The sequence below is a fragment of the Paractinoplanes ovalisporus genome, from assembly GCF_016834655.1.
GTDB lineage: Bacteria > Actinomycetota > Actinomycetes > Mycobacteriales > Micromonosporaceae > Actinoplanes > Actinoplanes ovalisporus.
In genome coordinates this window covers 238257-252448 of record NZ_JAENHP010000002.1, presented here as the reverse complement: position 1 = coordinate 252448, position 14192 = coordinate 238257, and the positions used below count along the sequence as shown (strand labels likewise).

Sequence of the window (14192 nt, the reverse complement as noted above, 5' to 3'; positions counted from 1 at the left end):
CATGGTCGGGACACCTTCGCTGGAGGCTTCATGTTGTGGTCCGGTTCCTCGCCCCTGTCCGTGATGCGGGAGAGCATGTGGGGGTTTCTGCTGTTCGCGGGGGTGGCCTGGCTCGCGATCGGGTGGAGCGTGCTGCGGCTGGAACCGGCCGACGTCGTGGGCGTGGCGGGTCCGGTGATTTTCTTCGGGGCGCTGTGCGAGATCGTGCGCGCGCTGGCCGGGACCAGGACGTGGTGGGTCAACCTGGCGATGGCCGTGCTGTTCGTCGGCACCGGCGTCGTGGTGCTGCTGGACCGCGACTCGACCTACACCACCCCGGCCTCGCTGATCGGGTGGTTCCTGCTGGTGCGGGGCGCGGTCGACATCGCCGTGGCCACCATGAACCGGGGCACCGACCGCACGTGGGGCCTGATGATCTGCCTCGGCGTGCTGCAGGCCGGGCTCGGTTTCTATGCGGCGAGCCCGATGGCCCGTACGGCCGATCCGGTGATCGTGACCCTCGGCGCGCTGGCCGTGCTGCGGGCGGTGGCCGACCTGGTCACGGCGCTGCGCCTGCGCGAGGTGGCGGCGGCCCGGCACGACGTGCTGCGGCTCTCGCCCGAGCGTGAGGCCGGGGTGGCCGGATATGCGGCCGGGATCGACGACTTCGAGAACCAGCCGGCGGCCCGGCACCGGGCCGAGGCGTTCCACGAGCAGGTCGTGAAGAGCACCGGCGAGCTGGACGCGAAGATCGCCGAGGCCGGCGTGACCGCGAAGCCGGGCGCCGCGCACCGGCGTCCGGAGGAGACTCCGCGGGTGCCGGACTCGCCGGAGGCGATGGTGGAGGGCGCCGAGAAGCGCCGATAGAGGGCTTTGGTCTCCCCCGCCCCGCCGGGACGGGATCCGCAGTCGGCCAGTCGCCGGGCCGGGATCCCCTCGGCGGGGCGCCCTCTGTGCGCGAGGCTATGTGCGGCGTTCGCCGACCCGGCGCAGCAGGCCCTCCTGGACGGCGCTGGCGATGTGCACGCCGTCCGTGGTGAACATGCGGCCGCTGGCCAGGCCGCGGCTGCCGCTCGCGGACGGGCTCGTGCAGTCGTAGAGGAACCACTCGTCGGCCCGGAACGGCCGGTGGAACCAGAGCGCGTGGTCGAGGCTGGCGCCGATCACCCCGCCCGGGCCCCACACCTCGCCGTGGACGGAGAGCACCGAGTCGAGCAGCGACAGGTCAGACGCGTACGTCAGCGCGCAGGCGTGGATCAGCGGGTCGTCGGGCAGCACGCCGTTGACCCGCATCCAGACGCGCTGCTGCTCGCTGGCGTTGCGGTCGCCCGGCGGCACCCAGCCGGGGTCGTTGACGTAGCGCACGTCGACGGCCCGGGGCGCGGCGTTGAAGGCGGCCCGCCGGCTGGGATATTTGCGCACCCAGTCGGCCATGGTCTGCACCTCGTCGGGCCCGGGCACCCCGGTCGGCGCCGGGGTGTGGTGGTCGAGGCCCTCCTCGATCACCTGGAACGAGGCCGACATGAAGAAGATCGTCTTGCCGTGCTGCTGGGCGGTGGAGCGCCGCACCGAGAACGAGCGCCCGTCGCGGATGGTCTCGACGCCGAACTGGATCGGCTCGGTCGGATCGCCCGGGCGCACGAAATAGCCGTGCAGGGAGTGGACGAACCGGTCCGGGTCGACCGTGCGCCCGGCCGCGACCAGGGCCTGGCCGGCGACCTGGCCGCCGAACACGCGCTGGGCGCCGGTCTGCGGGCTCTCCCCGACGAAGGTCGCCGCGTCCAGCTGCTTGAGGTCGAGAACCTCGAGCAGCTGGTCGACGGCGGCCTGCCCGCTGAGGGGTTCGGTCACAGCGTGGTCGGGTCGACGAGGTCGCCGAGCCGGTGCACGCGCAGCGTGTTGGTGGAGCCGGGCGCGTTCGGCGGGGAGCCGGCCACGACGACCACGTAGTCACCCGGCTTGGCCAGGCCGAGACCGAGCATCTTCGCGTCGACCTGCCGGAACATGTCGTCGGTGTGCTGCACCATGTCGGTCAGGAACGTCTCGACACCCCAGCTCAGCGCCAGCTGGTCGCGCACCTCGGGGGTCGGGGTGAAGGCGAACAGCGGGAGCTCGCAGTGCAGACGCGCGAGACGGCGCACGGTGTCACCGGTCTGCGAGAACGCGACCAGCGCCTTGGCGCCGATGTTGCGGGCGATCTGCGACGCGGCGACGGTGAGCGCGCCACCGTGGGTGCGCGGGTCGTGCTGCAGGCGCGGGACCGGGATCGAGCCGGCCTCGGTGGTGCTGACGATCTTCGCCATCGTGCTGACGGTGAGGACCGGGTATTTGCCGACCGAGGTCTCGCCCGAGAGCATCACGGCGTCGGTGCCGTCGAGAACGGCGTTGGCGACGTCGGAGGCCTCGGCGCGGGTCGGGCGCGAGTTCTCGATCATCGAGTCGAGCATCTGGGTGGCCACGATGACCGGCTTCGCGTTCTCACGGCAGAGCTGCACGGCGCGCTTCTGCACCAGCGGCACCTGGTCGAGCGGGAGCTCGACGCCGAGGTCGCCACGGGCCACCATCACACCGTCGAACGCGAGGACGATGGCCTCGAGGTGCTCGACCGCCTCGGGCTTCTCGACCTTGGCGATGACCGGGACGGTGCGACCCTCCTCGGCCATGATCTCGTGGACGAGCTTGATGTCGTCGGGCGAGCGCACGAACGACAGCGCGACCAGGTCGACGCCCAGGCCGAGGGCGAAGCGCAGGTCTTCCGCGTCCTTGTCGCTGAGCGCCGGGACGCTGACGGCGACGTTGGGCAGCGAGACGCCCTTGTTGTTGCTGACCGGGCCGCCCTCGACGACCAGGCAGCGGATGTCGGTGTGGTGGTCGACCGCGGTGACCTCGACGGCGACCTTGCCGTCGTCGATCAGGAGGCGGTCGCCGGGCTTCACCTCCTGCGGCAGCTTGGTGTAGGTGCAGGAGACCCGGTCCCTGGTGCCGAGGATGTCCTCGCTGGTGATGGTGACCAGGTCGCCCGTGTTCCACACGTGCGGGCCGTCGGCGAACTTGCCGAGGCGGATCTTCGGGCCCTGGAGGTCGGCGAGGACCGCGACGGCCCGGTCGGCCTGCTCACTGGAGCTGCGCACGAGGTCGTACACCTTCTGGTGGTCCTCGTGGCTTCCGTGGCTGAAGTTCATACGGGCCACGTCCATGCCGGCCTCGACAAGACCGAGCATGCGCTCGGGCGAAGCGGTCGCGGGCCCCATGGTGCAGACGATCTTTACGCGGCGTGTCACGGCCATCAGGCTAATCTCTCTTCCTCATCGGCCTGGCGGCCGACCCCCGTCCCCGGGGTGAACTGCGTATGACGGGCGACGGCGGGGCAGCCTGGGTCTCTCCTCATGAACCCGGCGCGCGGCACCGTGCGAACCTGGCGGGCTTCAACGACCGCGGTCTCAGCTTATCGGCATGCCCGCACCACAATGACGAACGGGCTCACCCCAGGGGTGAGCCCGTTCGAACACAATCCGTCAGAACGCGGTCAGACGCCGATCGGCTGGGCGCTCGCGTGGACGGGGGCGGGCAGTTCGCCGGCCGAACCCAGGTACTCGTGGATCGCGGACGCGGCCGAGCGGCCCTCGGCGATCGCCCAGACGATCAGGCTGGCGCCGCGGTGCATGTCGCCCGCCACGAAGACGCCGGGGGCCGACGTCTGCCAGGTGTGGTCGGCGTCGAGGACGCCGCGGCGGTTGCGCTCGATGCCGAACTGCTCCAGCAGCGGCTGCTGCTCGGTGCCCTCGAAGCCGATCGCCAGCAGCACCAGGTCGGCCGGCAGGTCACGCTCCGAGCCCTCGGCCACCGTCACGGTGCGTACGCCGTTGACCCGCTCCACGGTCACGTCGGCGACCCGCACGGCCTTGACCTGGCCGGTGCCGTCGTCGACGAACTCCTGCACGGCCACGCCGAAGACGCGCTCGCCGCCCTCCTCGTGGGCCGGGTAGTTGCGCAGGATGACCGGCCACGTCGGCCACGGGTGCTGCTCGGCGGCCCGGATCGACGGGGGCAGCGGATATTGGTCGAGCTGGATCACGTTGGCCGCGCCCTGACGGTGGGCCACGCCCAGCGAGTCGGCGCCGGTGTCGCCGCCACCGATGATCACCACGTGCTTGCCGGCGGCGTCGACCGGGGTGGATTCCTGCAGGCCGGCGACCATCCGGTTGGCCGGCACGAGGTGCTCCATGGCCAGGTGTACGCCGTTGAGGTCGCGGCCCGGGGTCTCGGGGGCGTCCCGCCCGGCGAGCGCCCCGGCCGCCAGCAGCACCGCGTCGAACCGCTCGCGCAGGTCGTCGGCCGTCACGTCGACGCCGACCTCCACGCCGGTCTCGAAGACGACGCCCTCGGCCGCCATCTGGGCCAGCCGCGCGTCCACCACGTCCTTCTCGATCTTGAAGTCGGGAATGCCGTAGCGGAGCAGACCGCCGATCCGGTCGTCGCGCTCATAGACCGTCACCGCGTGACCGGCCCGGGCCAGCTGCTGGGCCGCGGCCAGACCGGCCGGACCCGATCCGACCACGGCGACCTTCTTGCCGGTGGCCGCGGGCGCGGGCTGCGGGCGTACGAAACCCAGGTCGAACGCGTGGTTGGCGATCTCGACCTCGACCTGCTTGATGGTGACCGGGTCGTCGGCGATGCCGAGCACGCAGGCCGCCTCGCAGGGCGCGGGGCAGAGCCGCCCGGTGAACTCGGGGAAGTTGTTGGTGGCGTGCAGCGACTCGGCGGCCGCCTCCCATGCCCCCGTACGCACCAGGTCGTTCCAGTCCGGGATGCGGTTGCCCAGCGGGCACCCCTCGTGACAGAACGGGATGCCGCAGTCCATGCAGCGGGTGGCCTGGTCGCGGATGAGCTCCTCACCGGCGGGCGGGTAGACCTCCCGCCAGTCCTGGATGCGGACCGGCACCGGGCGGCGCTTGGGCAGCTGCCGCTCGTAGCGAAGGAAACCGTTCGGATCAGGCACCCTTGACCCCCATGACCGCCTCGGCGACGTTGCGACCGGCGGCTTCGGCGGTCCTGATCAGTTCCATCACGCGCTTGTAGTCGCGCGGCACCACGGCGGTGAACCGCTCGACGGCCGCGGGCCAGTCCTTCAGCAGCCGCTCGGCGACCCCCGACCCGGTCTCGGCCGCGTGCTTCTCGACGAGGCTGTGCAGGGTCTCCTGCTCCTCGCCGGTCAGCGGGGCCAGGTCGACCAGCTCCGGGTTGACCCGGGTCGGCGCCAGGTCGAGCACGAACGCCTTGCCGCCGCTCATGCCCGCGGCGAAGTTGCGGCCGGTCGGGCCGAGCACCACGACCGTGCCACCGGTCATGTATTCGCAGCCGTGGTCGCCGACGCCCTCGACGACGGCCTGGCCGCCCGAGTTGCGCACGGCGAACCGCTCACCCGCGCGGCCGCGCAGGAAAACCTCGCCCGCGGTGGCGCCGTAGAGGATGGTGTTGCCCGCGATGATGTTGTCCTCGGCGACGAACGGCGCGCCCTCGTCGGGCCGCACGACGACCCGGCCGCCGGACAGGCCCTTGGCGACGTAGTCGTTGGTGTCGCCGATCAGCCGCAGCGTGACGCCGGTCGGCAGGAAGGCGCCGAACGACTGCCCGCCGGTGCCGCGCAGGGTGAACGCGATCGTGTCCTCGGGCAGGCCGGCGCCGCCGTAGCGGCGGGTCACCTCGCCGCCGAGCATCGCGCCCACGCTGCGGTTGTCGTTGCGGATCGCGACCTCGGCGTGCACCGGGGTGCCGTCGGTCAGGGCCGGACCGGCCAGCTCGATCAGCTTGTTGTCGAGCGCCTTGTCGAGCTCATGGTCCTGGGCCACGATGCCGCGCCGGGCCGCCCCCTCGGGCAGCTCGGGCACGAACAGGATCGGCGACAGGTCGAGACCCTTGGCCTTCCAGTGGTCGAGGGCCGGTCGCAGGTCGAGCACCTCGGCATGGCCGATCGCCTCGTCGATGCTGCGGAAGCCCAGCTCCGCGAGGTATTCGCGGACCTCCTCGGCCAGGAACAGGAAGAAGTTCTCGACGAACTCGGGCTTGCCGGTGAAGCGCTCGCGCAGCACCGGGTTCTGGGTGGCGATGCCGACCGGGCAGGTGTCGAGGTGGCAGACGCGCATCATGATGCAGCCGCTGACGATCAGCGGTGCGGTGGCGAAACCGAACTCCTCGGCGCCCAGCAGGGCCGCCACCACCACGTCACGGCCGGTCTTGAGCTGGCCGTCGACCTGCACCGTGACGCGGTCGCGCAGCTTGTTGAGCAGCAGCGTCTGCTGCGCCTCGGCCAGGCCCAGCTCCCACGGGGAGCCGGCGTGCTTGAGCGAGTTGAGCGGCGAGGCGCCGGTGCCGCCGTCGTGACCCGAGATCAGGATGACGTCGGCCTTGAGCTTGGCGACACCCGCCGCGACCGTGCCGACGCCGATCTCGCTGACCAGCTTCACGTGCACCCGCGACATCGGGTTGACGTTCTTCAGGTCGTGGACCAGCTGGGCCAGGTCTTCGATCGAGTAGATGTCGTGGTGCGGCGGCGGCGAGATCAGGCCGACGCCCGGCGTGGCGTGCCGGGTCTTGGCGATCCACGGCCACACCTTGTTGCCGGGCAGCTGGCCACCCTCGCCGGGCTTGGCGCCCTGGGCCATCTTGATCTGCAGGTCGTCCGCGTTGACCAGATATTCGCTGGTCACGCCGAAACGGCCGGACGCGATCTGCTTGACCGAGGAGCGGCGCTCGGGGTCGTACAGACGCTCGACGTCCTCGCCGCCCTCGCCGGTGTTGGACTTGCCGCCGAGGCGGTTCATCGCGATGGCCAGGGTCTCGTGCGACTCGGCGGAGATCGACCCGTACGACATGGCACCGGTCGCGAAGCGCTTCACAATCTCCGACGCCGGTTCGACCTCGTCGATCGGAACGGGCTCCCGGTCGTTCCTGAACTCGAACAGCCCACGCAGCGAGCCGGCCTCGGCGGCCAGGCCGTCGACCTTCTCGGTGTATTTGCGGAAGACGTCGTACTGCTTGGAGCGGGTGGCGTGCTGCAGCAGGAAGACCGTCTCGGGGTTGAAGAGGTGGACCTCCCCCTCGCGGCGCCACTGGTATTCGCCTCCGACCTCGAGGCGGCGGTGGCTGCGCTCGGCCGGGTTGGCCGGGTACGCCTTCTCGTGCCGCGCCTTGACCTCGGCGTGGATGTCGGCCAGGCCGGAGCCGCCGATCCGCCCGTTGGTGCCGGCGAAATAGCGCTGCAGCAGCCGGTTGTCGAGACCGACGGCCTCGAACACCTGCGCGCCGCAGTAGGACGACACCGTCGAGATGCCCATCTTGGACATGATCTTCAGGACGCCCTTGCCGAGCGCCTTGACGTAGTTGCGGACCGCCGCCTTGGGGTCGAGCCCGGCCAGCGGGCCGGTCGCGATCAGGTCGTCGACCGACTCGAAGGCGAGGTAGGGGTTCACCGCGGCGGCGCCGTAGCCGATCAGCACCGCGGCGTGGTGCACCTCGCGGCAGTCGCCCGACTCGACGACCAGAGCGACCTGCGTACGGGTCTGCTCACGCACCAAGTGCTGGTGGACCGCGGCGGTGAGCAGCAGCGACGGGATCGGCGCGAGCTGGGCGTTGGAGTCGCGGTCGCTGAGCACGAGGATGCGGACGCCGTCCTCGATCGCCTCGGACACGTGCCGGCAGATCTGGGTCAGGCGGGCCTTGATGCCGGCCGCGCCGTCCCGCAGCGGGTAGAGACCCGAAACCCGGACGGCCTTGAAGCCGGGCAGGTCGCCGTCCTCGTCGATGGAGAGCAGCTTGGCCAGCTCGTCGTTGTCGATCACCGGGTAGGGCAGGACGATCTGGCGGCACGAGGCCGGGCCGGGGTCGAGCAGGTTGCCCTCGGGCCCGATGGTCGCCTGCAGGCTGGTGACCAGCTCCTCGCGGATGGCGTCCAGCGGCGGGTTGGTGACCTGGGCGAACAGCTGGTGGAAATAGTCGAAGAGCAGCCGGGGACGGCTCGACAGCGGCGAGATCGGCGTGTCGGTGCCCATCGAGCCCAGCGGTTCCGCGCCCGTACGGGCCATCGGTCCGATGAGGATCTTGAGCTCTTCCTCGGTGTAGCCGAAGACCTGCTGGCGGCGGGTGACCGAGTCGTGCGTGTAGATGACGTGCTCGCGGGGCGGCAGGTCGTCCAGGTGGATCAGACCGGCGTGCAGCCACTCGTCGTACGGCTGGGCCGCGGCCAGACCGGCCTTGATCTCGTCGTCGTGGACGATGCGCCCGGCGACCGTGTCGACCAGGAACATCTTGCCGGGCTGGAGACGGCCCTTGGCGACGACCGTGGCCGGGTCGAGGTCGAGCACGCCGGCCTCGGAGCCGAGCACGACCAGGCCGTCGTCGGTGTGCCACCACCGGCCGGGACGCAGGCCGTTGCGGTCGAGCACGGCGCCGATGATCTCGCCGTCGGTGAACGCGACGCTGGCCGGGCCGTCCCACGGCTCCATCAGGCTGGCGTGGAAGCGGTAGAACGCGCGCCGCTTCGGCTCCATGCCCGGGTCGTTCTCCCACGCCTCGGGAATCATCATCAGCATGGCGTGCGGCAGGCTGCGGCCGGACAGGTGCAGGAGCTCGAGCACCTCGTCGAAGCTGGCCGAGTCGGACGCCTCGGGCGTGTTGATCGGGAAGAGCCGCTTGATGCTGCCGGGCAGCACCTTCGACTGCAGCAGTGCCTCGCGGGCGGCCATCCAGTTCTTGTTGCCGCGGATGGTGTTGATCTCGCCGTTGTGCGCGATGAAGCGGTACGGGTGGGCCAGCTCCCACGCCGGGAACGTGTTCGTGGCGAAGCGCGAGTGCACGAGGGCGATGGCGCTGGAGACCCGCTCGTCGGTGAGGTCGGGGAAGAACGCCGGCAGCTGGTCGGGTGTGAGCATGCCCTTGAACGTGATGGTCCGCGACGACAGCGACGGGAAGTACATCCCGACGCCCCGCTGCGAGGACTCGCGCTCGGCCTGCTTGCGGATGGTGAACGCGACCCGGTCGAGCTCGATGCCGCTGAGCTGCTCGCCGGCCGGACCGGCGGGGGTGTCGGTGAGCCGGTGCGCGGCCAGGAACACCTGGATGATCGCGGGGCGGGCGTCCTCGGCGGTCTGACCCAGGCCCTCGGGCTGCACCGGGACCTCACGCCAGCCGAGGATCTCGCCACCCTCGACCAGGGCGTACTTCTCGAAGACCTTGACCGCCCGGGCGCGCTCGCCGGCGCCGGTCGGCACGAAGGCCAGACCGGTGGCGTAATGACCGGCGGCGGGCAGCTCGAAGCCGGCGACCGCGCGGTAGTACTCGTCCGGAACCTGGATCATGATTCCGGCGCCGTCGCCGGTGTTGTACTCGGCGCCACGCGCGCCCCGGTGGTCGAGGCGGATCAGCGCCGACAGACCCTTGGCGACCACATCGTGGGAACGGCGTCCGTGGAGGTCGGCTACGAAGGCCACACCGCAGGCGTCGCGCTCCTGAGTGGGGTCATAAAGCCCCTGGGGGTGCGGAAATGCCACCGGGCCTCCTGTCGTCACTGGTGTTACGTATCAAGGTCGGGACGACGTCGGCCCTGCAAAGTCTCTAGAGTCTACGTTAAGGGGTGCCGATCTCCGCCAGTTCGGATGGATCACACTTGGCGGGGGTCAAAACCCCCGTTGCGGCACAATCGAGTAGCCGAACATCCGTGGTGGTTGGGTAGTCTCGCGCGGTGGCGCAACAGGATACCGACGTCTTCGTCAGGCTCGAGCGTTTTTACGACGCCTTACCCCGACCCTACGCACGAGCCGAGGATTTCGGCGGGCTTGTGCTCTTCGTCCGCGAGGGCGAAGGCTGGCCCTACTATGCCCGCCCCCGCATCGGGGCCGGCACCCCCTCTGCCGCTGATATTACTGCCGTCCGGCAGAGGCAACGAGAGCTGGGCCTGCCCGAGGCGTTCGAATGGGTGCACGAGACGACCCCCGACCTGCTCGCGGTGGCCCGCTCGGCCGGCCTCGACGTGCTGCTCGCGCCGCTGCTCGTGCTCGATCCGGCCGCGCTGGTGCCCGACCTGCCGGTCGAGGGCGGCACGCTGCGTTTCCTCGACCCCGACGGGCCCGCTTTCGCCGACGAGCTGGCCTCCTCGCGCGCCGTGGCCCAGCTCGGGTTCGGCGCGCCCGCCGACAAGCCGTCGCCGCTGTCCGGTGCCCTGATCGTCGCGCCCGCCGGCCCGGCCGAGCGTGACGCCGCCACCGGGGCGCTGAGCAAGGCCCTGGTCGCCAGCCAGCAGGAACGCAGCTCGACCGGCGACTACCACACGGCCGTGATCGACTCCCCCGACGGCCTGCTCGCCACCGGCGCCGTCATGCGCTCGGGCGACGTGGCCGAGATCGCCGGGGTCGCCACCCTGCCGGCGGCCCGCCGCCGGGGCTACGCCTCGCAGATCACCGCCGCGCTGGCCCGGCGCGCGCTGGCCGACGGGGTCCGGCTGGTGTTCCTGTCAGCGGGCGACGACGACGTCGCCCGCCTCTACACGAAGGTGGGATTCCGCCGGATCGGCACGGCCTGCATCGGCGAGCCGGCCGCGGCGCCTCTCTAGCCGCGGCGGCGACGCCCGAAGACGGCGAAGAGCGCACCCAGCACGACGAGCAGGCCGCCGGCCACCGCGATCCAGACCACGGGCGTGCCGGTGATCGGCAGACCGCCGCCCTCGCCGCCGTCACCCTCGCCGCCGTTCCCGCTGCCGGTGCCGGCGGTCACGTGGGTGACGTCGGTAGCCGCGAACGTGCGGGCCCGCGCGTCGCCGCCGGCCGAGGGAATGGCCGTGGCGACCACCCGGAAGTCGGCGGCCCCGTCGAACTTGACCGGGATGCTGAAGGCGCCGTCCGAGCCCGCCTTGCCGGTGGCGACGTTCCGCCACGGCGTGCCCTCGGACGAGCGGGACTGGACGAGGAGAGCGCGGCCGGTGTCGGGGGTCTCCTCGGACCAGCACGGCCCGGGGTCGCAGGCCCGGGCCGTACGGATCGCCTTGCCGGTGACCCGCAGCGTGCCGCCCGTGGCCACGGTCGACGGGATCTTCGCGGTCAGCTGGGCACCGTCCACGCCGGCCGAGATGCCGTTGTAGCCGTACCACTCGTTGGGAACGTTGCGCAGACCGACGCGCATCGGGCTCTGGCGGGCCGGCACCACGAAGGTGGTCTCGGCCGTCGCCGGGCCCAGCTGGTCGTACTCGTTGAAGAAGGGCTGCGACGCGATCGGGACGTACCGGTAGGGCAGCGCCGGCGCGACGTCGAGCGGGTCACCGGGGTTCGGGTCGGTGTAGGCGCCCGCCTTCCACTTCATCACGACCGTGCCGTCCTCCTGCGGCGCCACCGAGGTGATGACGGCCGGCGGCTCCCGGTCGGTGTCGAACTCGGGCGAACTGGCCGGCTCGCTGAGCTCGGCGCCGTCGGCGTCGACCACCCGGACCAGGACGCGGTAGTCCTGGTCGAACAGCCCACCGGACAGCGGCACCCGGTTGGGCTGCCCGGCCTCGGCGAACTTGCTCGCGATGTTCGTCGTCCGGCCGTCGGCGAACACGATGTCGATCCGGTTGCGCACATCACCGGTCTCGTTCCAGGTGATGACCGCCTCGGTGTGCGCCTCGGAGGTCCACGCGAGCGTCACGTCGGTCGGCGCGGGCTCGGTGGGCGCGAGCGCGAGCGGGGTGGTGATGAGGGCCAGGGCGGCCGCGAGTGGGGTGAGCACGCCGGGATCGTAACGACGTCACGGCTCCGTCGCGACCCCGTCCGTCGATGGATCAGTCGGGTGGGGTCCACTCCGGGGCGGGCGCTCCCAGCATGCGCGGGCGCATGTGGCTCAGGGCGGCGTCGCGGGCGCGCAGGGCCAGGCGGCCGCGGGCCTGCACGACGGCCGACATGCGCCGGGTCTGGCGTACGACGGTGGTCGTGCGGGGGCGGCGCAGGCGTCCGTACTCGTCGATCGCGCCGGTCAGGGCCGCGCCCGGCGCCGCCTCGGCGACCAGGGAAGCCAGGGTCGCGGCGTCCTCGAAGGCGAGACAGGCGCCCTGGCCCAGGTGGTGCGGCATGGCGTGGGCGGCGTCGCCGAGCAGCACCACGCCGCCCGGGCCGGACGGGAAGCCGTACGCGCGGGGAAGGGGTCGCAGTTCGCGGACCTCCTGCGGTACGAGGTCGTCGGCGTGGGTCGCGGCCAGCAGCTCACCGACCGGCGGGTGCCAGTCGGCGAACCAGCGCCGCAGCAGGGCCAGCTGGGTGGCGGGCGGCTCGGGCCGGGGCGCGCCGGCGGCCGTGGCGACCCAGTAGACGCCACCCTGCCCGCCCGCCCGATCGCCGAGCGGGAGGGAGACGAAGCGGTAACCGGCGCCCAGGGTCTCGCCGCCGGCGGCATGCTCGGCCGTGAGCCGGGGCAGCCGGTAGGCCGGGATGACGGCCTGCCACGCGGCGAAACCGGAGCCGACCGCGGCCGACTCGGGGGCGAGCGCCTGCCGGATGCGGCTGTCGATGCCGTCGGCCGCGACGACCAGGTCGGCCTCGATCTCGGTGCCGCCGTCGCTGATCACCGGGCGCTGCCGGGTTCCCGTACGGATCGAGGTGACCGCGAAGCCGGTGCGGACCTGGACCAGGTCGCCCAGCCCGGCCACCAGCGCGTCGTAGAGGTCCTCGAGGTGCACGGCGGCCGGGGCCGGACCCGTGCCGGTGCCGCGCGGGGCGACCAGCCACTGACCGTCGGGCCGGCGCACCCCGCCGTCGGGCAGCGGGTTCGCGATCGCCGACCAGCCGCCCTCGGGGTCGATCGACTCCAGCGCGCGCCGGCCGTTGGGCCAGAGCACCAGGGCGGTGGGCGGAGCGGCGACCCGCTCGCCGCGTTCCAGCAGCACCACCTGCCAGCCGCAGCGGGCGAGGGCGCCGGCGGTGGCCAGTCCGGCCATGCCCGCGCCCACCACCACGGCTGAGCGCACGTCAGGTCAGCGTTCGTCGCTCTTGGGGCGGGACTCCGGTTCGACGTCGCCCCCGGAAGCGCCGTCGGGGCCCGACCCGGCCGCTGCTCCCGTGGCCAGCACGGCCTCGCCGACCCCGGCCGGTCCGGCCGGATCCCGTTCGACCGGGTGCCCGCCGGCGGCGATCTCCTCGGCCATGTCCGCGGGGGTGTCGGGCGGCAGGATTGCCGTACGGCGGTAGGCCTCGAACCTCGCCTCGCTGACCACCTGGTAGCCCTTGGGTGTCTTGTCCGCCGCCGCGTCACCGCCGGTCACGTCGACCTGCGAGATGTCGCTGCCGCCGGAGGGCTCGGGCGCCGTCTCGGGGGCGTCGTCGGGCACCACGTAGGCCCGGGGGCCGCGCACCATCAGGAAGTAGATCAGCGCACCGAGGAACACGATGATCGACGTGAACACGTTGAGCCGGATGCCGAACAGGTGGTTGGCCTCGTCGACCCGCAGCATCTCGATCCAGACCCGGCCCAGCGTGTACGCCATCACGTAGAGCGCGAAGGCCCGGCCCCGGCCGAACTTGAACTTGCGGTCGGCCAGGAAGACCAGCCCGGCGACGCCCAGGTTCCACAGGAACTCGTAGAGGAACGTCGGGTGGTAGAGGTCGGGCAGCGTGACCGGCTGCCCGTCGATCACCGTGGCGTGCCCGGGGTTCGAACGGTCCATGTCGTGGACCTCGAGACCCCACGGCAGCGTGGTCTCCTTGCCGTAGAGCTCGTTGTTGAACCAGTTGCCGATGCGGCCGACCGCCTGACCGACCGGCAGGCCGGGCGCGAGCGAGTCGGCCACCACGCCCAGCGGCAGGCCGAGCTGACGGGCGCCGAGCCACGCGCCGAGCGCGCCGCCGAGCACCGCGCCCCAGATGCCGAGGCCGCCCTCCCAGATGTAGAAGGCGCGGATCGGGTCACCGCCGGCGCCGAAGTAGTCCTGGGGCGAGGTGATCAGGTGGTAGACGCGCGCGCCGAGGATGCCGAACGGCACCGCCCACACCGCGATGTCGAGTGAGGCCCAGCGGGCCACACCCCGGCTGCGCAGCCGATATTCCATGATCAGGCAGGACGCGACGATGCCCAGGACGATGCAGATCGCATACGCCCGGACGGGCAGGCCGAGCACGTGCCAGACAGACGTTGTCGGACTCGGGATCGCGGCGAGGTTCACGGGTGCACACGCTACCGCGTCACACGAGTGGGTTACGCAC

The 14192-nt window shown here is 71.9% G+C and carries 9 protein-coding genes; 2 read left to right on the top strand and 7 right to left on the bottom strand.

Annotated elements, in window-relative coordinates; translation table 11 throughout:
• Positions 1–30 precede the first annotated feature (30 nt).
• Positions 31–846: an HdeD family acid-resistance protein gene (locus JIG36_RS07115; RefSeq protein ID WP_236046077.1), complete on the top strand. Its 816-nt coding sequence runs from the start codon at positions 31–33 to the stop codon at positions 844–846.
• Positions 847–942: 96 nt separating this feature from the next.
• Here the strand turns inward: JIG36_RS07115 and JIG36_RS07110 are convergent, their stop codons facing one another.
• The 4 genes from JIG36_RS07110 to gltB form a co-directional block, all read right to left on the bottom strand.
• Entirely contained in the window at positions 943–1830 is an 888-nt protein-coding gene (locus JIG36_RS07110) for an acyl-CoA thioesterase (RefSeq protein ID WP_203375242.1), read from the bottom strand.
• On the bottom strand, positions 1827–3266 hold the full coding sequence (gene pyk, locus JIG36_RS07105) for a pyruvate kinase (RefSeq protein ID WP_203375241.1): 1440 nt from the start codon (positions 3264–3266) through the stop codon (positions 1827–1829). Before pyk ends, JIG36_RS07110 begins: the two co-directional genes overlap by 4 nt.
• A gap of 239 nt (positions 3267–3505) precedes the next feature.
• Positions 3506–4978, bottom strand: a complete 1473-nt coding sequence (locus tag JIG36_RS07100) for a glutamate synthase subunit beta (protein ID WP_203375240.1) — start codon at positions 4976–4978, stop codon at positions 3506–3508.
• Complete coding sequence (gltB, locus tag JIG36_RS07095) at positions 4971–9524, bottom strand: glutamate synthase large subunit (protein WP_438870703.1); 4554 nt, start codon at positions 9522–9524, stop codon at positions 4971–4973. Before gltB ends, JIG36_RS07100 begins: the two co-directional genes overlap by 8 nt.
• Positions 9525–9715: 191 nt before the next feature.
• Here gltB and JIG36_RS07090 point away from each other — a divergent pair, with 191 nt between their 5' ends.
• Positions 9716–10582 carry a GNAT family N-acetyltransferase gene (locus tag JIG36_RS07090; RefSeq protein ID WP_203375238.1) on the top strand — a complete coding sequence of 289 codons (867 nt, stop codon included), beginning with the start codon at positions 9716–9718 and terminating at the stop codon, positions 10580–10582.
• Here JIG36_RS07090 and JIG36_RS07085 read toward each other — a convergent pair.
• From JIG36_RS07085 to lgt, 3 genes are read right to left on the bottom strand one after another with little or no spacing between them, the layout of a single operon-like run.
• Positions 10579–11730, bottom strand: coding sequence for an LPXTG cell wall anchor domain-containing protein (locus JIG36_RS07085; RefSeq protein ID WP_203375237.1), 1152 nt, complete (start codon positions 11728–11730; stop codon positions 10579–10581). The genes JIG36_RS07090 and JIG36_RS07085 overlap by 4 nt on opposite strands.
• 52 nt (positions 11731–11782) lie before the next feature.
• Complete coding sequence (locus tag JIG36_RS07080) at positions 11783–12961, bottom strand: FAD-dependent oxidoreductase (RefSeq protein ID WP_203375236.1); 1179 nt, start codon at positions 12959–12961, stop codon at positions 11783–11785.
• Between the two features lie 6 nt (positions 12962–12967).
• Positions 12968–14152: a prolipoprotein diacylglyceryl transferase gene (gene lgt / locus JIG36_RS07075; protein ID WP_203375235.1), complete on the bottom strand. Its 1185-nt coding sequence runs from the start codon at positions 14150–14152 to the stop codon at positions 12968–12970.
• Positions 14153–14192 lie beyond the last annotated feature (40 nt).